This window comes from Pseudomonas sp. Z8(2022) (assembly GCF_025837155.1).
In the GTDB taxonomy this organism is placed as follows: domain Bacteria; phylum Pseudomonadota; class Gammaproteobacteria; order Pseudomonadales; family Pseudomonadaceae; genus Aquipseudomonas.
Genome location: NZ_CP107549.1, coordinates 105,203 through 130,792 on the forward strand (window position 1 = coordinate 105,203; position 25,590 = coordinate 130,792).

Below are 25,590 nucleotides of genomic sequence, written 5' to 3' on the forward strand. Positions count from 1 at the left end.
ACCCATGGCCAAAGAAGGCTCGGTAGCCCCCAAGGAACGCATCAACGTCACCTTCAAACCCGCCACCGGCGGAGCCCAGGAAGAAATCGAACTGCCCCTGAAGCTCATGGTGCTCGGCGATTTCACCCAGCGTGCCGACGATCGCAAGATCGAAGACCGCAAGCCCATCAGCATCGACAAGAACAGCTTCGATGAAGTGCTGGCCAAGCAGGAGCTGAACCTGACCTTCGCCGTGCCGAACCGTCTGCAGGAAGAACAGACCGACGACGAGCTGGCCGTGCAACTGAAGATCAACTCCATGAAGGACTTCAACCCGGCCAACCTGGTTGAGCAGGTGCCGGAGCTGAAGAAGCTGATGGAGCTGCGCGACGCACTGGTCGCCCTGAAAGGCCCGCTGGGCAACGCCCCGGCTTTCCGCAAGGCCATCGAGAGCGTGCTCTCCGACGACGACTCGCGTGACCGCGTGCTCGGCGAACTGGGCCTGGCCGCCAAAGACAAGCTCGATTCCTGATTCTCACTGACAAGGACGCACTCTCATGAGCACGACTAGCGCAGCCGTAGAAAGCAGCCACAGCGCCGCCGAACTCGGCATCCTCGACCGCATCATCGCGGAAACCAAGCTGACCCCGGACGACGAGGCTTACGACATCGCCAAGCGCGGTGTTTCGGCCTTCATCGAAGAGCTGCTCAAGCCGCAGAACGAAAACGAGCCGGTGAAGAAGGCCATGGTCGACCGCATGATCGCGGAGATCGACGCCAAGCTCAGCCGGCAGATGGACGAAATCCTCCACCACCCGGACTTCCAGGCTCTGGAGTCCTCCTGGCGCGGCCTCAAGCTGCTGGTGGATCGCACCAACTTCCGCGAGAACATCAAGCTGGAGATCCTCAACGCCTCCAAGCAGGATCTGCTCGATGACTTCGAAGACAGCCCGGAAATCGTTCAGTCCGGCCTGTACAAGCACATCTACACCGCCGAGTACGGCCAGTTCGGTGGCCAGCCGGTCGGTGCCCTGATCGCCAACTACTACTTCGATCCGAGCGCCCCGGACGTCAAGACCCTGCAGTACGTCGCCTCGGTGGCCTGCATGTCGCACGCCCCGTTCATCGCTTCGGCCGGTCCGAAATTCTTTGGCCTGGAGACCTTCACCGGCCTGCCGGATCTGAAGGACCTGAAGGATCACTTCGAAGGCCCGCAATTCACCAAATGGCAGAGCTTCCGCGAGCAGGAAGATGCCCGCTATGTCGGCCTGACCGTACCGCGCTTCCTCCTGCGCAACCCGTACGACCCGGAAGACAACCCGGTGAAGAGCTTCGTCTACAAGGAAAACGTGGCCAACAGCCACGAGCACTACCTGTGGGGCAACACCGCCTATGCCTTCGCCAGCCGCCTGACCGACAGCTTCGCCAAGTTCCGCTGGTGCCCGAACATCATCGGCCCGCAAAGCGGCGGCGCGGTGGAAGACCTGCCGCTGCACCATTTCGAGAGCATGGGCGAGATCGAAACCAAGATCCCGACCGAAGTGCTGGTTTCCGACCGCCGCGAATACGAGCTGGCCGAGGAAGGCTTCATCGCCCTGACCATGCGCAAGGGTAGCGACAACGCCGCGTTCTTCTCCGCCAACTCGGCGCAGAAACCGAAGTTCTTCGGCATCAGCGAGGAAGGCAAGACCGCCGAGCTGAACTACAAGCTGGGCACCCAGCTGCCGTACATGTTCATCGTCAACCGCCTGGCCCACTACCTGAAAGTGCTGCAGCGCGAGCAGATCGGTGCCTGGAAGGAGCGCACCGACCTCGAGCTGGAACTCAACAAGTGGATTCGCCAGTACGTCGCCGATCAGGAGAACCCGAGCTCCGAAGTGCGTAGCCGTCGTCCGCTGCGTGCCGCCCAGGTCATCGTCAGCGATGTTGAAGGCGAGCCGGGCTGGTACCGCGTCAGCCTGAACGTGCGTCCGCACTTCAAGTACATGGGTGCCGATTTCACCCTGTCGCTGGTCGGCAAGCTGGACAAGGAATAAGCATCGATGAACGGATACGGCAGCCTGTTCGAGCGCCTCGGTGGCGAGGCCGGCCAACGTGCCGGCTGGAGCCGCGAGGTTGCCACCATGGCCTCGGTGGCTGCCCATCTGGCCAAGATGCTCAGCACCCGTGCGGGCAGCGTGCAAACGCTGCCCGACTACGGGTTGCCCGATTTGAACGATATGCGCCTGTCGCTGCACGACTCGCTGCAGCAGGCGCGTATCGCCATCGAACGCTTTATCGAAGCGTACGAACCCCGACTGACCCAGGTGCGCGTGATCTCCCTGCCGCGTACCCATGACCCGTTGCGTCAGGCCTTCGCCATCGACGCGATGCTGGAAATGGACGGCATCAGGCGCCAGGTCAGTTTCTCCGCGAGCCTGGATGGCAGCGGTCAGGTCAACGTCAACCCAGGAGCCTCACATGTCCGGTAAACCCGCCGCCCGCCTGAGCGATCCCACCTCCTGCCCGGTTCCCGGTCACGGCACCAACCCGATCGCCGCCGGTTCGCCCGACGTGCTGTTCGACAGCCTGCCGGCTGCGCGCATGGGCGATGCCTCCGCCTGTGGCGGTGCCATGGCTGGCGCGGTGATTCCTACCGTGCTGATCAACGGCAAGCCAGCGGCGGTGGTGGGCTCGGTGGGGAGCCACGGCAATGTAGTGATTGGCGGATCGGGGACGGTGATTATTGGAGCTAGTGGGGGTGGTGCTTCGTTTGTCTCTCCTGCTCCTGTGGATATCAAGGGTGTGTTCGATGAGTTTTTCGTCCTGCTCGACCAAGACTCTGGGGCTCCACTGAGTGGGGTTTCGTATGTGCTCCGCAGCGCATCTGGCAAAGAGATCCATGGGACCACCGGTGTGGACGGGAGCACCGACAAACTCCGCTCTTCGAGTGGAGAAGCCGTTGAGCTCGTTATCGCCGAACAGTCCGAAGTAGTGATTGCCTGACTGCGTGGAGAACTGCTCATGTCCGATATTGTCCTGAAATCCACGCTCACACCAAGTTCGCAAAACCTACAAGGAACGACCGCGCAGGTTCGGCTGTTCAAGATCACGGATATTCCAGCAGCCATGGACAAAATGGGCTGGCCGATTTCCGCGAAGCTTATGCGGCACTGGTTCCAAGGAATGCCCTGGGGAACGCCCAGCGGCGGTATGACAGCCGAGGTGAAGAGCCATGCGCAGATGCCCCCTGCTCAATACATGGAGGAGACCATAGTCACGTACGAATGGTTGATAGGGTTTTCGCGGGTGGTGAGGGCTCGCAACGAACTAAGAACTGCTTGGAACAACCCCCAGGCGACCAGACTCATCCGTAGAAACATCCTCAGGAAGTTCGGTCAGCACTCTAGCGGATGCTTCCCATTGACGTTCAATGGCCAAGGCAGCAAAGCCGAGGCTTTCGGTTACGCCAACAGCCGTTCGGTCACTTTCGACACCTTTGATGAGCTTAATGATCTGCGTGGCGCACTCGCCAACTTCAATCTGCGAGTCACAGTCGAGGGTACCGTCAACGCGTTCCCGGACAAGGTCACTTTCATCGCTGAGCGCATTGGTTTCTATGCCGAAGATGCATATGACTTTAACGACGAGGGTCCGCTCAGCCAGCCACTTGGCTACTGGAACTTCGATGGTATTGCACAGGGCGTGGCAGACGGTCTCAGCAACAACGCCAATATCGGCTACGAACAAGTGAAGGCGGTTGTCACAGCGCCGTTCACCGGCGATGACGTTGAACAGCGTTTCAAGGATTTGGAAAGCAAGCGCTATTTCTTGATCACCAACAGCGATTTTGTGGCGTACCGCTCAAGGCATAGGAAAGGTGGCGACTTCGTCGTCTATTCCAATATCGGCTACGAAACCATTACTCCAATTGCCTTCGAGCTTATGAAATGAGTATCCGAAAGCTCTCTGTGGCCTTGCTGTTGCCGGTATCCCTTCTGCTCCTGCTCTTTTGGGGAGCGGTTCACATCGCCACCACTCAGAAAGCGCAGTACTCGTATCCGAGCCCCTCAGGAAGATTCGTTTTGCAGAGCGTGTTGCTGGCGCCTTGGCTCGGATCTTGGAACGACCTTGCCTACATCCGCGTCATCGACACCCATGCACCGGGCTCCGCCTACCGTACGCCTCTCTACGACAAGCACTACACGGACATGCGTTCGCACGAAGATGACAGAACCGTAGGCATCGTTTGGTTCGACTTCGACAAGCAGCAGCAGACCTTTGAGATCGGCGTGCCGGAATGGCAAGACAGCTGGCTGAACCGGTTCATCAGCAATACCCCTTACCGAATTATCGAGAATTGACGCCGTGGCCGTTAATCCGCAAAACCAGCTCGGTTTTTCTACTCAGCCAAAAATGAGGGCTCCTCTACTCCTGGCAGCGCTATCGGCTCTGGGTGCCTGCGTCCCCTATCCACACTCGGTGACCCGAAACCCTGCCATCGAGGGCCGCGTGCTGTCTGCCGAAACGGGGCAGCCCGTGGTGGGCGCCAAAATTGAGCTGGATATCGGCAGCGACGAGTTCTGGGGCGGTGAAACGGTCAGCGACGCCGAAGGCCGTTTCGCCTTTGCTGAGCAACGCGACTATCGCCTGATTGCCCTGCTAGCCGATGCGCCACGCTGTTCGACCAGGCTTTCGGTCAGTGCCCCCGGTTATCGCACGCGCCGTTGCGGCTGGATCAGCATGCATGGGTGTTCGTCAGAACCGCTGGTGCTGCCGCATCTGACCCTGCAGTCGGAGCATCTCGCCGCCCTTGAGGAAGAGACGTCAGATGACCTCTGGCATTGCATCGAATCGGCCATGGAGAAGGCCAGCTAATGTCTTTCAACCACTACTACCAAAGCGAACTCACCGCCCTGCGCCAACTGGGCAAGCGCTTCGCCGAGCGCAGCCCGGCGCTGGCGCCGTTCCTCGGTCAGGCCGGGCGCGATCCGGATGTCGAGCGCCTGCTGGAAGGTTTCGCCTTCCTCACCGGGCGTCTGCGGCAGAAGCTCGATGACGAGCTGCCGGAGCTGACCCATTCGCTGATGCACCTGCTGTGGCCGAACTACATGCGCCCGCTGCCGGCCTTCAGCATGCTCCAGTTCGACCCGCTGACCCGCCCCGGCCCTGCACTGCCGGTCAAGCGCGGCACGCCGGTGGAGGCCAAGGCCATCGAGGGCGTCACCTGCCGCTTTCGCACCTGCTACCCCACCGAGGTGCTGCCGCTGGCGCTGACCGGTCTCGACTACTCGGTAAAAGGTGATGGCGCGTTGCTCAGCCTGCGCCTGGCCATGAGCGCCGACGGCCATCTCGGCGAGATCGGCGTGAACAAGCTGCGTCTGCACCTGGCCGGCGAGCGCTATATCGGCCAGATGCTCTACCTGGCGCTGCTGCGCAACCTCGGCGGCATCCAGCTGGTGCTGCTCGATGCGGCCGGCAAACCCATGCAGGATGCCTTCGGCCAGACTCTCGGCACCCTGCAGCTCAAACCCGAGCAGGTGCAGCCGGTGGGGTTCGCCGAGGACGAGGCACTGATCCCCTATCCGCTAAATACCTTCCGCGGCTATCGCTACCTGCAGGAATATTTCGCCTTCCAGGAGAAATTCCTCTTCGTCGATCTGCTGGGGCTCGATGCCATTCACAGCCTGCCCGAAGACCTGCTCAAGCAGGCGCGCGGGATGGAGCTGCGCTTCGATATCCACAAGGCTGGCGCGCAGCGCATTCGTCCGACCCTGGAAAACGTGCGCCTGTACTGCACGCCGGTGGTCAACCTGTACCAGCACGATGCCATCCCGATTCGCCTCGACGGCAAGCAGGACCAGTACCTGCTGCTGCCCGCCGAGTATGACGCGCGGCATTGCGGGGTGTTTTCGGTCGATCGCGTCACCGGCTGGAAGCCGGGCGGCATGGGCTACGAGGAATATGTGCCGTTCGAGTCGTTCGAGCACGACCCCAGCTTCGATGTGCCGGTGGCGCGCCCGCACTACAGCGTGCGTCAGCAGCCCTCGATGCTAGGCGACGGCCTGGAGACCTGGCTCAGCTTCGGTCTGCGCAACCTCGACCAGCACGAGACGCTGTCCATCGAACTGACCTGCACCAACCAGAACCTGCCGCGTCAGCTGCGTCTGGGCGACATCTGCCTGCCCAGCGAGGACACCCCGGACTTCCTCAGCTTCCGCAATATCAGTGCAGTCACCCCCAGCTACGCGCCGCCGCTGCACCGCGACTTCCTGTGGAAGCTGATCTCCAACATGTCGCTGAACTACCTGTCGCTGGCCAACGTCGAGGCGCTCAAGGTGATCCTCGAAACCTACGACCTGCCGCGCTACTACGACCAGCACGCCGAGCGCGTCAGCAAACGCCTGCTCGGCGGCCTCAAGAGCATCGGCCACCGCCATGTCGACCGCCTGCACCGCGGCCTGCCGGTACGCGGTGTACGCACCGAACTGACCATGAACCCGGAAGGGTATCTGGGCGAGGGTGACCTGTTCGTCTTCGCCTCGGTACTCAATGAATTCTTTGCCCTGTACGCCAGCCTCAACAGCTACCACGAGCTGCACGTACAGAGCACACAGGGAGAGTTGTACAAATGGACGCCACGCATGGGGCAGCAGCCCCTGCTCTAAGTCGATTGAGCAAAGGCATCCGCGAGTACAGCCTGTTCCAGGCCGTACAGCTGGTGCTGGAGCGCTTGGGGGCTGCTCATCCGCATCTGGATGAGGAGCGCCTCTACGAGTACCTGGAGTTCCAGGCCAACCCGAGCCTGGGTTTTCCTGGCAGCGATATCGATCGCGTGCAGTTCTTCGAGGAGCATGGCGAACTGCGTGCGCGCATGCGCGTCAACCTGATCGGCCTGTTCGGCGGTGGCTCGCCGCTGCCGGCGTTCTACAGCGAACAGGCCCTGGGCGACAGCGAGGATGGCAACCCGACGCGGGACTTCCTCGACCTGTTCAACAACCGCCTGCAGCGCCTGCTGCTGCCGATCTGGAAGAAGTACCGCTACCGCGCCTGCTTCCAGAGCGGTGCGATGGATGCCTTCTCGGCGCACCTGTTCGCCCTGATCGGCCTGGGCAGCGAGCAGATCCGCCAGGCTCAGGAGCTGAACTGGAAGCGCCTGCTGCCCTACCTCGGCCTGCTCAGTCTGCGCGCCCACTCGGCGGCGCTGATCGAGTCGGTGCTGCGCTACTACTTCAAGCACGCGGAGCTTTTCATCGAGCAGTGCCTGGAGCGCCAGGTGACGGTGCTGGACGAGCAGCGCAACCGCCTCGGCCGCGTCAACAGCCGCCTCGGCGAGGACACCGTGCTCGGCGAGCGCGTGCGCGACCGCGGCGGCAAGTTCCGCATCCACGTGCGCCAGCTGGGCTGGACGCGTTTCCATGAATTCCTGCCAATCGGCACGGGCTACCAGCCGCTCTGTGCGCTGGTGCGCTTCACCCTGCGCGATCCGCTGGACTACGACATCCGCCTGGAACTGCGTCAGGACGAAATCCGTGACCTGCGCATCGGCGAAGAAAACCCCTGCCTGCTCGGCTGGACCACCTGGCTCGGCCGCGACAACGCCGATGGCCTGGTGACGCTCGGCAGCAAGATTCATTAAGGACAGATGAGATGATCAACGTCGACCTGCAACAACTGGTTCAAGCCCTGGATGCCGCGAGCAAGCGCGACCTGGAAATGGCCGCCGAACGCTGCGTGGTGCGCGGCGGCAACAAGATCCTCGTCGAAGACCTGCTGCTGGGTCTGCTGGAGCGTACGGAAGGCCTGCTGGCGCGTGCCCTGCAGGACGCCGAGATCGATGCCGGCGAACTGGCCCAGGCACTGCAGCCACGTGGCGAGCACAGCGAATCGCGCAACCCGGTGTTTTCCGCCGAGCTGGTGCAGTGGCTGCAGGACGCGCTGCTGGTGGCCAACCTGGAACTGGGTGCCAGCCAGATCGATCAGGCTGCGCTGATCCTCGCCCTGCTGCGCAACCCCATGCGCTACGCCGGTAGCCGCTATCAGGCGCTGCTGGGCAAGCTCAACGCCGAGCGCCTGCGCGACTTCGCTCTCAGCCAGCAGCCGCAGAGCGCGGGCGGCAAGCCGGCGGCCGGTGGTGAATCGAACCTGGCGCGCTTTACCCACAACTTCACCCAGCAGGCCCGTGACGGCAAGCTCGACCCGGTGCTGTGCCGCGACGGCGCGATCCGCCAGATGATCGATATCCTCGCCCGCCGCCGCAAGAACAACCCCATCGTGGTTGGCGAGGCTGGTGTCGGCAAGACCGCCATCGTCGAGGGCCTGGCCCTGCGCATCGCCACCGGCGAGGTACCGCAGGTGCTCAAGGGCGTCGAACTGCTGTGCCTGGATCTCGGCCTGCTGCAGGCCGGTGCCAGCGTCAAGGGCGAGTTCGAGCGCCGCCTGCAGGGCGTGATCGACGAAGTGAAGGCCTCGCCCAAGCCGATCATCCTGTTCATCGACGAAGCCCACACCCTGATCGGTGCCGGTGGCCAGGCCGGCAGCGGCGACGCCGCCAACCTGCTCAAGCCGGCTCTGGCCCGTGGTGAGCTGCGCACCATTGCCGCCACCACCTGGAGCGAATACAAGAAGTACTTCGAGAAGGACCCGGCCCTGGCCCGCCGCTTCCAGCCGGTGCAACTGCACGAGCCTACCGTCGATGAGGCGGTGACCATCCTGCGTGGTCTGGCACCGGTGTACGAGAAGAGCCACGGCATCTACCTGCGTGACGACGCCGTGGTCGCCGCCGCCGAGCTGTCGGCGCGCTACCTGGCCGGGCGCCAGCTGCCGGACAAGGCGGTGGACGTGCTCGACACCGCCTGCGCCCGCGTGCGCATCAGCCTGGCTGCCGCGCCCGAAGCGCTGGAGCGCCTGCGCGGCGAAATCGCCGAGGGCGAGCGTCAGGGCGAAGCCATGCGTCGCGACCTGGACGCCGGTCTGAATATCGACCACGAAGCGCTGGATGTGCTGGAAAGCCGCCTGGTCGCTGCCCGTGCCGAGCTGGAGCAGGTGGAAACCCGCTGGGCGGTGCAGCGCGAACTGGCCGAACGCCTGCTGGAGCAGCGCAAGGAATGCGCCGCCGCGCGTCTGGGCAGCGATGAAGACAGCAGCGACGAACCACGCCCGACCCTGGAGGAACTGGAAGCCGAATTGCGTGCCATCCAGGCCGAGCTGGCTGCGGCTCAGGCCGGCGAGCGCCTGGTCAGCTTCGAGGTCTGTCCGCGCCTGGTGGCCGAGGTGATCAGCCACTGGACGGGCGTGCCGCTGAGCCAGCTGGCGCGTGAGCACAACACCAAGGTCATTACCTTCGCCGACGACCTGCGCCAGCGCGTCCGCGGTCAGGAGCAGGCGATCCAGGCGCTGGACAAGGCCATGCGCGCCACCGCCGCCGGCCTCAACAGGCCCGATGCGCCGGTCGGCGTGTTCCTTCTGGTCGGCCCCAGCGGTGTTGGCAAGACCGAGACTGCCCTGGCTCTGGCCGACCTGCTGTATGGCGGCGAGCGCTTCCTCACCGTGATCAACATGTCCGAATTCCAGGAGAAGCACACCGTCTCCCGTCTGATCGGTGCGCCGCCCGGCTATGTCGGCTACGGCGAGGGCGGCATGCTCACCGAGGCGGTGCGGCAGAAGCCCTACTCGGTGATTCTCCTTGACGAAGTGGAGAAGGCCGATCCGGACGTGATGAACGTCTTCTACCAGATCTTCGACAAGGGCGTGGCCAACGACGGCGAAGGGCGCGAGATCAACTTCCGCAACACCCTGATCCTGATGACCAGCAACCTGGCCAGCGAACGCATCGCCAGCCTCTGCGCGGGTGGCCAGCGACCGGCCGCCGAGGATCTGGAGCTGGCCATCCGTCCGCAGCTGTCGCAGCACTTCAAACCGGCGCTGCTTGGGCGCATGCGCGTGGTGCCCTACTACCCCATGGACGGCGATCTGCTGCGCCAGCTGGTCGGCCTCAAGCTGGCCCGCTTCGGCGAGCGCCTGGGGCGTCGCCAGCTCGCCTTCAGCCACTGCGACGGTCTGGTCGAGCATCTGGCCGAGCGCTGCACCCATGGTGAAAGCGGTGCGCGGCTGATCGATCATCTGATCGACCAGCACCTGCAGCCGCTGGTGGTCGATCGCCTGCTCGATGCCATGGCCGCCGGCGAAAGCCTGCAGCGCGTGCATGCCACGCTGGACGCCGATTCGGCAGTGACCTGCGAGTTTGCCTGAGGTGCTGCCGATGTTCGCCGAAGTCCCGCAACCGCTGCGCTACGCTGAAGCCCTGCTCGGCCGTTACGCCGAACTGGCAGGCGCTGCCAGCGCCGAGCGCCTGCTTGCCGATCTGGTGCGTGCAGCTGCCGAACTGGCCGACTGCGCGCTGGGCCAGCTGTACCTGCTGGACCACACCAATACTCGCCTGACCCTGTCCGCCGAATGGCTCGACGGCCTGCTGCAGCCGCGCGAGGCTGCCAGCCTGCCGAGCGACTACGACGGCGAACAGCTGCTGCAGTACTGCCTGTGCCAGAACCAGGTGTTGTGCATCGACGAGCTAGACCGTGGCCTGCACAGCATTGCCTGCCTGCCGGAAGACAAGGGCTCCTGGCGCAGCCTGCTGTGCCTGCCACTGCATGACGGCGCCGGTCATACCCGCGGCCTGCTGCTGGTGGCCAGCCACGAGCGTCGTACCCTGCAGGGTTTCAGCGCTTCCTTCACTCAGCTCGGTGGTTTTGCCCTGGCCCAGCTGCAACTCCTGCAGCGCCTGCGCGCCCCGGCCGCCGAGGGCGAAGGTGAGGCCGAAGCGGTTGCATCCGCACCCGGTACGCCCTGCGCCAGCGGTTACGGCCTGCTGGGTCAGAGCCAGGCCATGCGCCGCGTCTACCAGTTGATCGGCAAGGTGCTGCACAGCCCGGTCAGCGTGCTGCTGACCGGTGAGACCGGTACCGGCAAGGAACTGGTAGCCCGTGCCATTCACGATTGTGGCGCACGGCGCAGCAAGGCATTCATCGTGCAGAACTGCGCGGCGCTGCCGGAGAACCTGCTGGAGAGCGAACTGTTCGGCTACCGCAAGGGCGCCTTCACCGGAGCCGACCGCGACAAGCCCGGCCTGTTCGATGCGGCCGATGGCGGCACGCTGTTCCTCGACGAGATCGGCGACATGCCGCTGACGCTGCAGGCCAAGCTGCTGCGCGTGCTGCAGGAAGGCGAAGTGCGCCCGCTGGGCAGCAGCGAGACGCACAAGGTCGACGTGCGCATCGTCGCTGCGACTCATCAGGAGCTGCGCAAGCGTGTCGAGGAAGGGCGTTTCCGCGAGGACCTGTTCTATCGCCTGTCGCACTTCCCCATCGAACTGCCGGCCCTGCGCGAGCGCGATGAGGACATCCTGCTGCTCGCCCGCCACTTCGCCAGCACTGCCAGCGGCCTGCTGCAGCGTGACGCCTGCCGCTGGAGCGACGCCGCGCTGGAGCATCTGGCCGGCTACGCCTTCCCCGGCAACGTCCGTGAGCTCAAGGGCCTGGTCGAGCGCGCCGTGCTGCTCTGCGAGGGCGGCGAACTGCTGCCCGAGCACTTCAACCTGGAGCAGACGCAGAGCGAGGGCAGCGCACCGCTGAGCCTGCGTGAGCGCATGGATCGCCTCGAACGCAACCTGCTGCTCGACTGCCTGCGCAAGAACCGCGGCAATCAGACCAATGCCGCCAACGAGCTGGGCCTGCCCCGGCGCACCCTGCTGTACCGCATGCAACGGCTGAAGATCAGTCCGAGCGAGGTTTGAGCATGCCTACCCATCTTCCATCCACTTTCACCCAAGGAGCGCCTTCCATGCTGCAACGCTACCGGACCGCCGCCCTGCTGGCGCTGGCCATCGCCCTGGCCGGTTGCACGGGCAACTACAAGTTCAGCGACGACCAATACCGCCCGCTGGGCGACCCGCAAGCCGAAAAACGCGGCCACTGACTGCAAGGAGTAGGTTCACCATGGAACTGGTATTCGATGTGGTCAGCGCGCAGCAGTTCGTGCCAGGTCTGTTGACCACCAAGACCTTCAAGCAGGCCGGCGGCGTGATCGGCCGGTCCGAGGATTGCGACTGGGTGATCCCTGATCGCAAGCGCGTACTGTCGAGCCGGCATGCGGAGGTGAGCTATCGCGATGGCGCCTTCTATCTGACCGACACCAGCAGCAACGGCATTCAGCTCAAGGACAGCGGTGCCAGCCTGGCCAAGGGCAGCCCGCAGCGCATCGAGCACGGCAGCGTGTACTGCCTGGGCGACTTCGAGATCCGTGCGCGACTGGTGCGCGACCCGGCCATGTTCGAGGGTGACATCGGCTTGCCACAGGCAGCCGGCAGCATCATCCCCGACGATGCCTTCCTCGACCTCGACCCGCTCACCGCGCTGGATCAGCAGGAGCGTGTGTACGCCGAAGTGGACGATCTGACCGCCGTGCTGCGCCCCAGCACCGCCCAGGCGCAGCAGCGCGACTACGCGCAGATCGACGAGGAGAACCTGCTGGTGCCCGAGCTGGTGGTGCCGCCGCCCGCGCCGCAGCCCAAGGCCGCGCCGGAGCCCGAGCGCCTGCCGCCGACTTTCTGGGAGAAGTTCTCCGATGCCCTCGGCGTGCGCCTCGACGATCTCGACGACGACGCCCGTGAAGCCCTGGCGCTGAATGCGGCCAGGCTGCTCAGGCAGAGCGTGGGCAGCCTGCAGCAGGCCCTGCGTACCCGTAGCGAGCTGAAGAACGAGCTGCGCCTGGCCCTGACCACGGTACAGAGCACCGGCAACAACCCGCTCAAGCACGGCATGGACACCAGCGAGACGCTGACCGCCCTGCTGCGTGGCGGCAAAGCCGGGCAACTGCCCGCCGAGCAGGCCATCAGCCGCAGCTTCCGCGACCTGCAGGCCCACCAGGTGGCGTTGCTCGCTGCCAGCCGCGCCGCAGTTCAGAGCGTGTTCGAGCAGTTCTCTCCGGAGCAGTTGACGATGCGTTTCGAACGCAGCGGTCGCAAGCCGTTGCTGTCGACCGATGGCGGCCGCTGGCGCGCCTATCGCCGCCTGCATGCCTCGCTGGAGGAGAACGACGACTGGAGCGATCGCCTGTTCGCGCGTGATTTCGCCAGTGCCTACGAAGAGCAGGTTCGCCTGATCGCCACCCTCAATACCGACCTCCAAGGATGAACACCATGCCTCGCCTGCTTTCCCTGGCCCTGTGCACCGTGCTGCTGACCCTCGCCGGATGCGCGGCTCTGTCGCCCTACTCGACCATGACCAAGCTGGATCTGAGCCTGGTCGGCAGCGACCAGCTCAACCCGGACCTCAACGGCCGCCCGTCGCCCATCGTCATTCGCCTGATGGAGCTCAAGCACCCGGTAGCCTTTGAGAACGCCGATTTCTTTTCGCTCTACCAGCGCCCCAAGGAAGCCCTGTCGCCCGACCTGGTGGCATTCGAGGAACTGGAGCTGCGCCCGGGCGAAACCCGCGACCTGAAGCTCTCGGTGCAGGACGGCAGCCGTTACGTCGGCGTGCTTGCCGCATACCGCGACCTGCCGGAGGCCAACTGGCGCTATGTGATCCCGGTCGAGGCGGTACAGCGCAACCGCGCCCGCCTGAGCCTGAACGAGCGTGGCATCCGCAACTTCGCTGACCTCCAGGAGCAGGATCAATGAGCCAGCATAAAGTCGTCTGGCAGGAAGGCATGCTGCTGCGCCCGCAACATTTCCAGCAGAACGATCGCTACTTCGATCAGCAGCTCAAGGTGCGCACGCAGAAGCTGGCCAGCTACGCCTGGGGTTTCTTCGAGCTGGAGATCGACCGCCAGTTCCTCAACATGGGCAAGCTGGTGGTCAGCAAGGCCAGCGGCGTGCTGCCCGATGGCAGCCTCTTCGACCTCGGTGCCGAGCGTGAACCGCTGGGCCTGGATGTGCCGCCAAACACCGGCAACGTACCGGTGTACCTGGCTCTGCCACTGGTCACCGGCAACCACATCGAGAGCCGTCGCCCGGAGCAGAAGGACGTGCTGGCGCGCTATGTCGCCTTCGACGAGGAAGTTGCCGACTCCAACGCCGGCGACAGCAGCGTCAGCCAGGTGAGCACCGGCCGTCAGGACTTCCGTCTGCTGCTCGGCGAGCAGCAGAGCGATCAGGGCTACGTGAAGATCAAGCTGTGCGAGGTGCTCGACACCACGCCGGACGGGGTGATCAGCCTCGACCCGGAATTCAGCCCGACCTACGTGAACTTCCAGGCTTCCGGTTATCTGCTGTCGTGCCTCAAGGAAGTCATCAGCATGCTCGCCCACCGCGGCGACATCCTTGCCGAGCGTATTCGCGCCACCGGCAAGGTCGGCGGCGCCGAGGTCGGTGACTTCATGATGCTGCAGCTGATCAACCGCTACGAACCGATCCTGCGCCACCACCTGGGTGTCGAGCAGGTGCATCCGGAGCAGATCTACCGCGAGCTGGTCGGCCTGCTCGGCGAGCTGGCCACCTTCTCCAGCGAGACCAAGCGCCCGCGCCTGGAAGGTCGCTACCTGCACAGCGACCAGGGCATGAGCTTCCGCAAACTGATGGACGCCATCCGCCAGGTGCTGTCGATGGTGCTCGAACAGCACGCCATCGAGCTGCTGCTGCAGCAGCGCCAGTACGGTATCCAGGTCTCGCCGCTGCACGACCACAAGCTGCTCGGCACCTCCAGCTTCGTGCTCGCCGCCAGCGCCCAGTGCGACTCCGAGGAACTGCGCCAGCGCCTGCCGGCGCACCTCAAGGTCGGCCCGGTCGAGCGCATCCGCCAGCTGGTCAACCTGCACCTGCCGGGCATCAAGGTCAAACCCTTGCCGGTGGCACCGCGGCAGATCCCCTTCCATTCGGGCAAGACCTACTTCGCCTTGGAGCTCAGCTCCGAGGAGCTGGCGCAACTGGAGCGCTCCGGCGGCTTTGCCTTCCACGTGTCCGGCGAGTTCACCGGGCTTGAGCTGAAATTCTGGGCGATCAGGAACTGACCATGACAACCAAGGAAATGGAATACGGCCAGGATGACAAGACGGTCATCCTCAACCGCAAGGGTGAATCGCGCGCAGAAAGCCCGCTGACCGATTTCAGTGCGCCGCCGAAATTCGAGCAGCTCGAAGAACGCATGATCTTCGCCGCGCGCCTGCGTCCGGCGGAGAGCTTCAACATCAGCCTCAATCCGCTGGTGGCGGCCGCCTCCGACCTGCTTTCGGAAGTGGTGCGCCTCAAGCACAGCTTCGAGAGCGAGGATCTGGACGCCCTCAACCAGCGTCTGAGTCGCGAGATCAAGCTGTTCGAACATCGCGCCCTGCATGAGGGCGCCGAGAGCAGCCAGGTGATGGCCGCGCGCTACGTGCTGTGCACTGTGGTCGACGAGGCCGTGGTGACCACGCCCTGGGGCAACGAGAGCCAGTGGTCGCAGATGAGCCTGCTGTCTTCGTTCCACAACGAGACCTTCGGCGGCGAGAAATTCTTCCAGCTGCTCGAGCGTCTGTCGCGCAACCCGGTCAAGCACCTGCCGATGCTGGAGCTGATGTACCTGTGCCTGTCGCTCGGCTTCGAGGGCAAGTACCGCGTGCTGCAGCGCGGCATGCTCGAGCTGGAAGCGGTGCGCGACAGCCTCTACCGGCAGATCCGCCAGTTGCGTGGCGATGTGCCGCGGGAAATCTCGCCGCACTGGCAGGGGTTGAAGGACACCCGCCGGCGTCTGGTGCGCATCGTGCCGTGGTGGCTGGTGGCGCTGTTCACCCTGATGTGCCTGGTGATGATGTACGCCGGCTTCGCCTGGGTGCTCGGCGAGCAGCGCGACACCATCCTCAAGCCGTATCAGCAACTCGACCCGGCCTCGGGTGTCAGCATGGATGACGTGAAATGAAGAGCTTCTTCGCCAAACTTGGCGCCTTTTTCCGCAAGACCTGGGTCTGGAGCCTGTGCCTGGTTCTGATCCTCGCGCTGCTGGTGTGGTTCGCCGGCCCGCTGCTGGCCGTCAACGACTACAAGTTCTGGGAGTCGTCCACCAGTCGACTGCTGACCATCAGTCTGATCTTCCTGCTCTGGGGCCTGGCCATGGTCTTCGCCAGCTGGCGTGCCACTGCCCGCAAGAAGGCCGAAGAGAACGACGCCGACGCCCAGGAGCGCCTGCGCCGCGAGGAGCAGATCAACGAGGAGCAAGCCGAGCTGCGCCATCGTTTCAAGGACGCCCTGCGCACCCTCAAGCGCTCCAGCCTGTATCGCGGGCGCAGCGAGAAATGGCGTAACGATCTGCCCTGGTACCTGCTGCTCGGCCCGCAGGGCAGCGGCAAGACCAGCCTGCTGGATTTCTCCGGTCTGGACTTTCCGCTCAACCGTGGCGACAACCAGCGCCTGACCAAGGATGTTTCCGGTACCCGTTATGCCGACTGGTATTTCGCCGACCACGCGGTGCTGATCGACACCGCCGGCCGTTACCTGACCCAGCCTGACGCCCAGGTCGACGGTCGTGCCTGGGGCACCCTGCTCGGCCTGCTGCGTCAGCGCCGGGCCCGCCCGCTCAACGGTGTGCTGGTGAGCATTCCGGTCGAGCAGTTGCAGGGTGGCAGCGAAGTGGAGCTGGAAGCCCTGGCTCGCCAGACCCGTCAGCGTCTGCAGGAAATCCATCAGCGCCTCGGCGCCGATGTGCCGGTCTATCTGGTGCTGAGCAAGGCCGACAAGGTGCTGGGTTTCGACGAGTTCTTCGACCAGCTGTCGCGCGAGGAAAGCGAACAGGTACTCGGCGCCAGCTTCCGCAAGGATCAGAACGCCACCGAGGTGGCCGTTGTGCGCCAGGAGTTCGAAGAGCTACTGCGTCGCCTCAACAGCCAGGTGATCCTGCGCATGCACCAGGAGCGCGATACGCAGCGCCGCGGCCGCATCCTCGACTTCCCGCACCAGCTCGGCCAGATCGGCGAGCGCCTGTGCCTGTTCGTCGAGCTGGCCTTCGCCGGCAACCGCTACCAGCGCGCCAGCAAGTTGCGCGGTTTCTATCTGACCAGTGCGCCGCAACTCAGCGAACAGCTCGATCCGTTGACCGCCGGTATCGGCCGCAACCTCGGCCTGGCCGGCAGTGCGCTGCCAACCTTCCGCAGTGGTCGCTCGCGCTTCATCAATCACCTGCTCAGCCGGGTGATCTTCCCCGAGGCGGAGCTGGCCGGTCTGGATCAGAAGGAAGTGCGTCGCATCGACTGGGGCCAGCGTGCCATGTACGCCACCGCCTTCGCCGTGCTGGCGCTGTTCGGCGTGCTCTGGGCCACGGGCTTCTCGGCCAACCACGGGCGCCTGGAAGAGCTGCGCGAGATCGCCCAGAAGCTCACCCGCGAGCACGGTGCGATCAATCCGCAGGATGATGCCCAGCAGGTGCTCAAGGCCTTGGACAGCAGCTATTCCGCCACTCAGGTATTCCCGCCCAAGGACGACGTGTCCTACCTGCAGCGCACCGGTCTGTTTCAGGGCGAGGCGGTCAACCCGGCGGTTAATTCGACCTACCGCGCCGAGCTGGAAAACCTGCTGCTGCCACGCGTGGCCCGTCAGCTGGAAGCGCAGATCCGCGCCAACCTGGGCGACCGCGAGCGCCTGCTCGGCAGCCTGCGCGCCTACCTGATGCTCAATCTGGAAGAGCGCCGCGATGCCGATTTCCTCAAGGAGTGGGTCGCTGCCGACTGGTCGCTGCGCTATGCCGGCAACAGCCCGGCCCAGCACGGACTGAATACGCACTTCGCACGACTGCTCGACGAGTCGTTCGCGCCCTATGCGCTCAACGCCCAGCTGGTCGCCCAGGCGCGTCAGGTGCTGCGCAGCGAGTCGCTGGCCAATGTGGTCTACCGCATGCTGCGTGAACAGGCACGTAACCTGCCGGAGTATCGTCTGAGCCAGAAGATCGGCCCGCAGGCCGGGGTGATCAACGGCAGCGATTACGCCATCCCCGGGTTCTACACCCAGAGTGGCTACAGCAAGACCTTCCTCGCCCAGGGCGGCAATCTGGTGCGCGAGATCCTGCGTGACAACTGGGTGCTGGGCGAGGGTGAAACCCTCAGTGCCGGTGACCTGGGGCGCCTGATGGTGGAGCTGGAGCAACTGTACTTCCGCGATTACGGCAACTACTGGGGTGAGGCCATTGCCCAGCTCGGCGTGGGGCCCATCGGCAGCGCCGGTCGCGGTGCCAGTCTGCTGAGCAGCCTGACCGCTGCCAACTCGCCGCTGCTGCAGCTGCTGGTGGAAGTACGCGACAACACCCGCTTCAAGGGCCTGGCCGAGGCGGCCGATGACGTAGGCGGCGCTGCCGAGGCGCTGGAAGGCGCCAAGGGCAAGCTGGGCAAGGCCGCCAAGCTGGCCAGCGCTGCCGCCGAACAGGCGCAGCAGGCCCTGGCCAAGAATACCCCGGACACCGCGCGCAAGACCCTGGAACGCCGCTTCGAGAGCCTGCACAAGCTGCTCGACGACAACGGCGGTGCTGGAGTCGACCTGGCCGCCGGCATGCAGGCGCTGGATGAACTGCAGCGCCAGTTGGCCAGCCTGGCCAATGCCGGCGCCAGCGACCAGGCCGCGTTCGAGATGGCCAAGGCGCGCATGGCCGGTAAGCGCGATGCGATCAACCAGGTGCGCAGCGCTGCGGCACGCTTGCCGCAGCCGGTGGGCAACTGGCTGGCGCTGCTGGCCGAGGACAGCTGGACCTTGGTGCTCAACGACGCCTACCACTTCCTCAATCAGCGTTATCAGAGCGAGCTGTACGCGGCCTACGACAACTCGCTGAAGCAGCGCTATCCGTTCTCCGCGCACAGCGAGAGCGACGTGGCGGTGGCTGACTTCCGCGAGTTCTTCAAGGCTCAGGGCATTGCCGAGCGCTTCTTCGACCAATACCTGCGGCCCTTCGTCGCCGGCAGCGCCGACGAATACCGTCTGCGTCGCGTCGATGGCCGTGGCCTGCCGCTGTCGCGCGAGTTCCTGCTGCAGATGAGTCGCGCCCAGGTGATCCGTCGCAGCTTCTTCGCCGAGAACCCGGCCGAGCCGCAGGTGCTGTTCAAGCTCGAGCCCTACTCGCTGGACTCCAGCCTGAGCCGCGCCGACTTCCGCTTCGGCAAGCAGCAGATGGAATACCGCCACGGTCCGATCGTCGCCACCGCGTTCCGCTGGCCGGCAGCGAGTGACGAAGACCGCACCAGTCTGGTGGTCGAGGAACTGGGTGGTCGCCGCGTCGGCATCGAGAAGAACACCGGCCCCTGGTCGCTGTTCCGCCTGCTCGACCTGATGGACGTCGACTACCACAGCGGGCGTGACGTGCTGATCCTCAAGGCCAACCTCGGTGGCCTGCACGCCAACTACCTGCTGCACAGCCAGCGCTCGCCGAACCCGTTCGACATCGGCCTGCTGCGCAGCTTCAAGCTGCCGGCGACGCTCTGATGACGACAGTCGCCAACGCCTGGCGCAGCGCCGCGCGCACCGACACCGGCAAGGTGCGGGCGCGCAACGAGGACGCCTTCCTGGCCCTGCCCGAGGAGGGCCTGTGGGTGGTGGCCGACGGCATGGGTGGGCACCAGAACGGCGCTCTGGCCAGCCGCCTGATCGTCGAGCAGCTGGCCGAATTGCCGGAGGGCAGTCTCGACCAGCGCCTGGTGGATTTGCGTCAGTGCCTGCACCGGCTCAACCATCGCCTCGGCCAGGAACTGACCGTTACCGCCGATCGTTCGGACACGGTGATCGGCAGTACCGTGGTCGCCCTGTTGCTCGACGGTGAACGTGCCGTCTGCGTCTGGGCCGGCGACAGCCGCTGCTACCTGTGGCGTGGCTCGCGGCTGTATCAGCTCAGCCGCGACCATTCGCTGGTACAGCAACTGATCGACGAGCAGGGCCTGGCGCCGCAGGAGGCTGCGCGCCATCCGGCGGCGCACGCCCTGACCCGCGCCGTCGGTGCCAGCGAAACCCTGCAACTGGACATCCTCGAACTCGACGTGCTGCCCGGCGATGTCTTTCTGCTGTGCAGCGACGGGCTCTACCAGGGCGTTCCTGCCGATGAACTGGGGGCCTGTCTCAACCTGCCTTCGCCGCACCTGGCCGTGGAGCGCCTGTTTCAGCGCGCGCTCGATGGCCCGGCCCGTGACAACCTCAGCGCCGTGGTGATCCGTCGATGAGCGAAATCGCCGAAGCCAGTGACCTCACCTACTTCGCCCTGGCCGCCACCGCCGCCAGGGAGCCTGTGCGCGAAGTACAGCGTCGTGCCCCGGGCGAGCTGCCGGACGTGCTCGGTGGCCGCTACAAGATCGAGCGTCTGCTCGGCGTCGGCGGCATGGGGGCGGTGTATCGCGCACGCGACCTGCTGCGCGAACAGTTCGGCGATCCCGAACCCTATGTGGCACTGAAGACCCTCAGCGACGACTTCGCCGAGTACCCGGACGCCAACGCCCTGCTCTATAGCGAATTCGCCCTCACCTCACGGCTCAACCACCGGCACGTGGTGCGCCTGTTCGGCTTCGAGGTGGATACCAGCTGCGAACGCGCCTTCATCACTCTGGAGCTGCTGCGCGGCCTGACCCTCGATCAGCTGCTGTGCGAGCGTCCCGAGGGGCTGAGCTGGGAGGAACTACGCGATATCGCCATTCCGCTGCTCGACGCCCTCGTCTATTCCCATGATCTGGGCGTGCTGCATGGCGACCTGAAGCCCAGCAATGTGATGTTGGCCGACGACGGCCTGCGCCTGTTCGACTATGGTCTGGGCCAGCCCGTGGAAGGCCTGCTGCCGGGCCTGCCGCGCCTGTGCCGCAACCGCATTGCTGCCTGGACGCCGCGTTACGCCGCCCTGGAGCTACTCGAAGGCTCTGCGTTGTCAGCCGCCGCCGACGTCTACGCGGTGGCCTGCGTGCTGGTCGAGCTGGCCAGCGGGCAACACCCGTTTCGCCGGCTCAGCGCCAAGCAGGCCAAGAACATGGAGCTGGACAAGCAGCTGCAACGTCCGGCGCAGGTGCCGCTGCACTGCTGGCAGGCGCTGCGTACGGCACTGGCCTTCGAGGAAAGCCAGCGGCAGATCGACTGCCGTGAACTGCTCGATGCGTTTCGCCGGCCACCGGCTTCGCGCCTGCAACGCTGGCTGGGCAAGGCATGACAGGCTGTTGAAAAGGACTCTTTCGAAAGGATACGCATATGTTCAACCCGGCCAACGAAACCCATTTCAGCCTGAGCATCGAGGGCGTCGAGCATGACCTGCAGGTGCTCGAGTTCAACGGCCGCGAGGCCATCAGCCAGCCCTATCGCTTCGACGTCGAGCTGATCAGCGAGCGTCCGGATCTCGATCTGGCCAGCCTGCTTCACCAGCGTGCCTTCCTCGCCTTCAGCCCCAACGGCGACGGTATTCACGGTCTGATCCATCGCGTCGAACAGGGTGAATCCGGCAAGCGCCTGACCCGTTACCGCCTGGCCATCGTGCCGCAGCTGGCCTATCTGGCGCACCGCACCAACCAGCGCATCTTCCAGCATCTCACCGTGCCGCAGATCGTCGCCCAGGTGCTCGAAGAGCACGGCATTGTCGAAGGCGGCTACCAGTTCCAGCTCGGCCCCACCGTCTACCCCGAGCGCGACTACTGCGTGCAGTATGACGAGACCGATCTGCACTTCATCCAGCGCCTGTGTGAAGAAGAAGGCATCCACTACCACTTCCAGCACAGTGAAGGCGGCCACGTGCTGATCTTCGGCGACGATCAGACCGCCTTCGCCAGGCTCGGCCGGCCAACACCTTACATTCAGGACAGCGGCATGACCGCCGATGATCCGGTGATCAAGCGCCTGGCCCTGCGCCTGGAAACCCGCACCCGCCGTACCACACGCCGCGACTACGATTTCGAGCAGCCGCGCCTGCTGCTGGAAGCGGCCTACCAGGGCGAACAGGCCGGTGAGAACGACGGCCTGCCCGATCTGGAGGACTACGATTACCCCGGTCGCTACACCGACCGCACGCGTGGCAAGCACCTGGCCAAACGTGCCCTGGAGCGCCACCGCGCCGACTATCGTCAGCTCGACGGTCAGAGCGACCAGCCGCGCCTGGTCAGCGGGCACCTGCTGGAGATTTCCGAGCACCCGCGCAGCGACTGGAACGACCTCTGGCTGCTCACCGAAGTGCTCCACGAAGGCAAACAGCCGCAGGTGCTGGAAGAGTCGGTGCTTAATCTCCCTTCTCCCATTCATGGGAGAGGGGCCGGGGGAGAGGGTTCATCGGGCGACACCGACTTCACCCAAGGCTACCGCAACCGCTTCCTCGCTACGCCTTGGGACGTGCCGTACAGACCTTGCCTGTCTCACCCGAAACCTCGTGTTCTGGGTAGCCAGCGCGCCGTGGTCACTGGTCCAGCCGGCGAGGAAATCCACTGCGACGAATATGGCCGGGTCAAGGTGCAGTTCTTCTGGGATCGCGAAGGCCAGGCCGACGAGAAGACCAGCTGCTGGCTACGCGTCAGCTCCAGCTGGGCCGGTGATCGTTACGGCGCCATCACCATCCCGCGCATCGGCATGGAAGTGCTGGTCACCTTCCTCGAAGGCGACCCCGATCAGCCGCTGATCACCGGCTGCCTGTACCACGCCGAACACGTGGTGCCCTACGACCTGCCGGCGAACAAGACCCGCAGCGTGTTCAAGACCCTCAGCAGCCCCGGCGGTGGCGGTTACAACGAACTGCGCATCGAAGACCGCAAGGGTGCCGAACAGATCTACATTCACGCCCAGCGCGACTGGGACGAGAACATCGAGCACGACCAGAAGATCCGCGTCGGCTTTGAGCGCCACGATACCGTGGAGAAGAACAGCTACACCGAGCTGATGGCTGAGGAGCACCTGACTGTCACCGCCGACCGCAAGGTCGAAGTCAAACCGCAGGATCACCTGACGGTGGGCATTGATCAGCACATCAAACTCGGCACCGCGCAACTGACCAAGGCCGGCCGCGAGATACATCTGAAGGCCGGGCAGAAAATGGTCATCGAAGCCGGCATCGAACTGACCATCAAAGCCGGCGGCAGCTTCATCAAACTCGACCCCGGCGGCATCACCATCAGCGGCCCACTGGCCCGCCTCAATGCCGGCGGTGCGCCGGGCAAGGGTTCGGGTATCGGCATCAAACCGCCGGTATTGCCGGGGGTGGCGGATAGCGACAAGGCCGGGGAGGTGCTGGAGCAGGGGCAGCCGGGTGAGCCGGTCAGTACGCCGACGAAGCGTAAACGGACGCTCAACTTCTCCGGTTAAGACAGGGATAAACGCCGGTCGTCAGACTGCCGGCAGTCAAGGTACAGGACACATTGAAGATGGCCGAAAACAAACCGATCAACTGGGCTTATCCGTTCCCCAGCAAGGAAACGAACAGCAATCCGCTGCAGCTTCTGACCCATATGGCCAAGGCCAAGGGCGGCTACTACCCGACCGGCGAGAATGGCCTTTGGCACGGCGGCGTGCATTTCGACGACGGCACTGCAGCCGTATTCGATCAGTCGAGTGTGCGCTGTATCGCCGATGGCGAGGTAATTGCCTATCGTATCGACGAGCGCTATCCGGTCAGCGAGTTCATCGATGAGGTTCCTCGCATCAAGCGAGCGTCATTCTCTACGGGGTTCGTACTGGCCAAGCACAGTCTGTGTCCGCCGCCGCTCGACAATGCAGCCGGTGCATCTTCCAGCGAACAATCGCCGCCTGCGCTGACGTTCTACAGCCTGTATATGCACCTGCAGGACTGGGCTGGCTATCAGGACAAGCCTGATCTTGCCCGTCCCGCATTCTGGGCTGGCGATACTTATATCGTCGATACGCAGGGTGATGAGCTGCTGGTCCGTAGCCAACCCAACCGAGGCGGAGCAGAGCTGGCCAGGTTGGCCAAAGGCACCCAGGTCAGAATCAGAACCCTGGATGGCGAGTACTGCAAGCTGGTAGCGGTGCTGGGCGCCACTACGAATCCTGCGCTTGTCGCCGGGGAGGATGAGGAGCTTCCGGGCTATGTCGCCTTTAAATATCTCAAGGCGCAAAAAGAGCCTCAGACCAAGGATCAAGTGGTCATTCTTGAACAAGGTATCCCTATCAAGGCTGGTGAGCTGATCGGCCACCTGGGGACATACCAGAATCACAACAGTGCCGCTCACCCTCTGGTTCACCTTGAGGTATTCAGTTGCGACGACGTGCCCGGCTTCATTGGCAGAAGCCGAGCCTGGGCCAGCAGATTGCCGGACAGCCAGAAGACCTTGCTCAAGGTCTATAAAGGCGCCAGCAAACTGATTGCTCATCGCGACGATATCAAGGCAGACAACCCGCCCAAGCTAAGCGACAGCGGCAGCCAGATCGGTGTCGACCTGATCATCCCCCAGGCTCTGTTGGATGGCTTGCCGGCAGCGAGCAAGATCCAGGTCAAAACTCCAGTCGAAGGCAGTGGCACACCGAGTACAACCTACTGGTGGCGGCTGGATGGACTATTCGCCGACGAAAACGGCAATGCCATCGATGGCTGGCTCGCCGAGCAGGAACTGATCACCACCCGCCATAGCCCCTGGGAATGGCTGGATTTCCAGTGCATCGAAGACACCGGCACCCCCTTGGAAAAACTGGCCTATACCTTCAACGCCAGGGGCATGTTGAGTGCAGACGAACAGCACAACTATCGCGCCCAGATCAGCAAGGCCGATGGCGGCCCCATCGTGGCGCTTGCCCGGCTCTACGACATTGTCGATACCGACGAGGATGGCGTACTGACCAGCAAGGAAATCCAGGCCGCCCTGGCAAAGCCCTGGCACGCTCAGGTGCTCGGACAGCTGATTACCCGTTACGAAAGCGAATGGTTCTGGAACAAGGCCAAATGGGATGAGCTTGATCTACTGCTAGCAGACGAGAACGGCCAGAAGAGCCCGGCCTGGGAAGTGGAAAAACAGCGGATCGAAACGTTGAGTTGGTGGAAAGAGTTGGCGGGGAAGCATGGGATTAGTGGGGATGGGAAAGCGTGGTATCTGCAACCGCTAGCTCTTACCGGGGTATTCAGTTCAGCGACTAAGGTTGATCCCACTATTAAAGAAGGACAAATTACATTTGACGCTGAAGGGAATAACATTCCCACCTCCCCATTCTTTAGTCGTGTCATTCACTGGCCAGGAAATGATCTTTCAGGGGTTACGTTGGGTCGCGGCTATGATATGGGTTCCAGAAGCGAATCAGAAATTTATAATCATATGAGAAATGCCGGAATCGAGCACGATCAGGCAACCAAGATTGCTCAGGGGTATGGGAAAAAGGGCACGACTGCGCAGCAATTTGTAAGAGACAATAAAACAAATATTGGGGAGATTTCCACCGAGCAGGAAATAATTCTTTTCAATACTATCTACCCAGACTACGTAGAGCGTGCTGTTAAAAACTACAATCACTGGACTGCGAGCGAGCCTGATAGAACCGAATGGAGTGCCCTTGATCAGGTTATCAGGGATGTGCTGGTAGATTTTGTGTATCAAGGCTTCACCAAGGGGCCAAATCCAATGAAGGCCGGGATGAGAAATGATAAGGAAGAATTGATACGCTATATAGAGAATACACCTGCTATTAGCCAATACGAGCTAGGTCGAAATAGAGCTCGCTACCTCAGGAGCAACTAGAGTGTT

At 63.7% G+C, this 25,590-nt stretch carries 21 protein-coding genes; all 21 read left to right on the forward strand.

Going from position 1 to position 25,590, the window contains the following annotated elements; translation table 11 throughout:
• The first annotated feature begins 4 nt into the window (after positions 1-4).
• The 21 genes from tssB to OEG79_RS00575 are packed head-to-tail and all read left to right on the forward strand — an operon-like array spanning position 5 to position 25,584.
• A complete protein-coding gene (gene tssB / locus OEG79_RS00475) occupies positions 5-511 on the forward strand; it encodes a type VI secretion system contractile sheath small subunit (RefSeq protein ID WP_264146951.1) in 507 nt (168 codons plus the stop codon).
• A 25-nt stretch (positions 512-536) separates the two neighbouring features.
• Positions 537-2,015, forward strand: coding sequence for a type VI secretion system contractile sheath large subunit (tssC, locus tag OEG79_RS00480; RefSeq protein WP_264146952.1), 1,479 nt, complete (start codon positions 537-539; stop codon positions 2,013-2,015).
• A 6-nt stretch (positions 2,016-2,021) separates the two neighbouring features.
• Entirely contained in the window at positions 2,022-2,450 is a 429-nt protein-coding gene (gene tssE / locus OEG79_RS00485) for a type VI secretion system baseplate subunit TssE (protein ID WP_264146953.1), read from the forward strand.
• Complete coding sequence (locus OEG79_RS00490; protein WP_264146954.1) at positions 2,440-2,964, forward strand: PAAR domain-containing protein; 525 nt, start codon at positions 2,440-2,442, stop codon at positions 2,962-2,964. Before tssE ends, OEG79_RS00490 begins: the two co-directional genes overlap by 11 nt.
• An 18-nt stretch (positions 2,965-2,982) precedes the next feature.
• Positions 2,983-3,912: a DUF6402 family protein gene (locus OEG79_RS00495; protein ID WP_264146955.1), complete on the forward strand. Its 930-nt coding sequence runs from the start codon at positions 2,983-2,985 to the stop codon at positions 3,910-3,912.
• Positions 3,909-4,322, forward strand: a complete 414-nt coding sequence (locus tag OEG79_RS00500) for a hypothetical protein (RefSeq protein ID WP_264146956.1) — start codon at positions 3,909-3,911, stop codon at positions 4,320-4,322. Before OEG79_RS00495 ends, OEG79_RS00500 begins: the two co-directional genes overlap by 4 nt.
• A gap of 4 nt (positions 4,323-4,326) precedes the next feature.
• On the forward strand, positions 4,327-4,836 hold the full coding sequence (locus OEG79_RS00505; protein ID WP_264146957.1) for a carboxypeptidase-like regulatory domain-containing protein: 510 nt from the start codon (positions 4,327-4,329) through the stop codon (positions 4,834-4,836).
• Positions 4,836-6,626 (forward strand): type VI secretion system baseplate subunit TssF, encoded by a 1,791-nt coding sequence (gene tssF, locus OEG79_RS00510; protein ID WP_264146958.1) that lies wholly within the window; start codon positions 4,836-4,838, stop codon positions 6,624-6,626. The genes OEG79_RS00505 and tssF overlap by 1 nt, the downstream gene beginning before the upstream one ends.
• Positions 6,590-7,597: a type VI secretion system baseplate subunit TssG gene (gene tssG, locus OEG79_RS00515; RefSeq protein WP_264146959.1), complete on the forward strand. Its 1,008-nt coding sequence runs from the start codon at positions 6,590-6,592 to the stop codon at positions 7,595-7,597. Before tssF ends, tssG begins: the two co-directional genes overlap by 37 nt.
• 11 nt (positions 7,598-7,608) lie before the next feature.
• Positions 7,609-10,209: a type VI secretion system ATPase TssH gene (gene tssH, locus OEG79_RS00520; RefSeq protein ID WP_264146960.1), complete on the forward strand. Its 2,601-nt coding sequence runs from the start codon at positions 7,609-7,611 to the stop codon at positions 10,207-10,209.
• Between the two features lie 10 nt (positions 10,210-10,219).
• A complete protein-coding gene (locus OEG79_RS00525; protein WP_264146961.1) occupies positions 10,220-11,749 on the forward strand; it encodes a sigma 54-interacting transcriptional regulator in 1,530 nt (509 codons plus the stop codon).
• A gap of 47 nt (positions 11,750-11,796) precedes the next feature.
• On the forward strand, positions 11,797-11,931 hold the full coding sequence (locus OEG79_RS00530; protein WP_264146962.1) for a type VI secretion protein: 135 nt from the start codon (positions 11,797-11,799) through the stop codon (positions 11,929-11,931).
• A 20-nt stretch (positions 11,932-11,951) separates the two neighbouring features.
• Positions 11,952-13,148 carry a type VI secretion system-associated FHA domain protein TagH gene (gene tagH, locus OEG79_RS00535; protein ID WP_264146963.1) on the forward strand — a complete coding sequence of 399 codons (1,197 nt, stop codon included), beginning with the start codon at positions 11,952-11,954 and terminating at the stop codon, positions 13,146-13,148.
• Positions 13,149-13,153: 5 nt separating this feature from the next.
• Positions 13,154-13,636, forward strand: coding sequence for a type VI secretion system lipoprotein TssJ (gene tssJ, locus OEG79_RS00540; protein WP_264146964.1), 483 nt, complete (start codon positions 13,154-13,156; stop codon positions 13,634-13,636).
• On the forward strand, positions 13,633-14,964 hold the full coding sequence (gene tssK, locus OEG79_RS00545) for a type VI secretion system baseplate subunit TssK (RefSeq protein ID WP_264146965.1): 1,332 nt from the start codon (positions 13,633-13,635) through the stop codon (positions 14,962-14,964). Before tssJ ends, tssK begins: the two co-directional genes overlap by 4 nt.
• A gap of 2 nt (positions 14,965-14,966) precedes the next feature.
• Positions 14,967-15,848, forward strand: coding sequence for a type IVB secretion system protein IcmH/DotU (gene icmH, locus OEG79_RS00550; protein WP_264146966.1), 882 nt, complete (start codon positions 14,967-14,969; stop codon positions 15,846-15,848).
• Entirely contained in the window at positions 15,845-19,384 is a 3,540-nt protein-coding gene (tssM, locus tag OEG79_RS00555) for a type VI secretion system membrane subunit TssM (protein ID WP_264146967.1), read from the forward strand. Before icmH ends, tssM begins: the two co-directional genes overlap by 4 nt.
• Positions 19,384-20,112, forward strand: coding sequence for a PP2C family protein-serine/threonine phosphatase (locus OEG79_RS00560; protein ID WP_264146968.1), 729 nt, complete (start codon positions 19,384-19,386; stop codon positions 20,110-20,112). Before tssM ends, OEG79_RS00560 begins: the two co-directional genes overlap by 1 nt.
• Positions 20,109-21,080, forward strand: a complete 972-nt coding sequence (locus OEG79_RS00565; RefSeq protein ID WP_264146969.1) for a serine/threonine-protein kinase — start codon at positions 20,109-20,111, stop codon at positions 21,078-21,080. The genes OEG79_RS00560 and OEG79_RS00565 overlap by 4 nt, the downstream gene beginning before the upstream one ends.
• Positions 21,081-21,118: 38 nt before the next feature.
• Positions 21,119-23,206 carry a type VI secretion system tip protein TssI/VgrG gene (tssI, locus tag OEG79_RS00570; protein WP_264146970.1) on the forward strand — a complete coding sequence of 696 codons (2,088 nt, stop codon included), beginning with the start codon at positions 21,119-21,121 and terminating at the stop codon, positions 23,204-23,206.
• A gap of 59 nt (positions 23,207-23,265) precedes the next feature.
• Positions 23,266-25,584, forward strand: a complete 2,319-nt coding sequence (locus tag OEG79_RS00575) for a pesticin C-terminus-like muramidase (protein ID WP_264146971.1) — start codon at positions 23,266-23,268, stop codon at positions 25,582-25,584.
• Positions 25,585-25,590 lie beyond the last annotated feature (6 nt).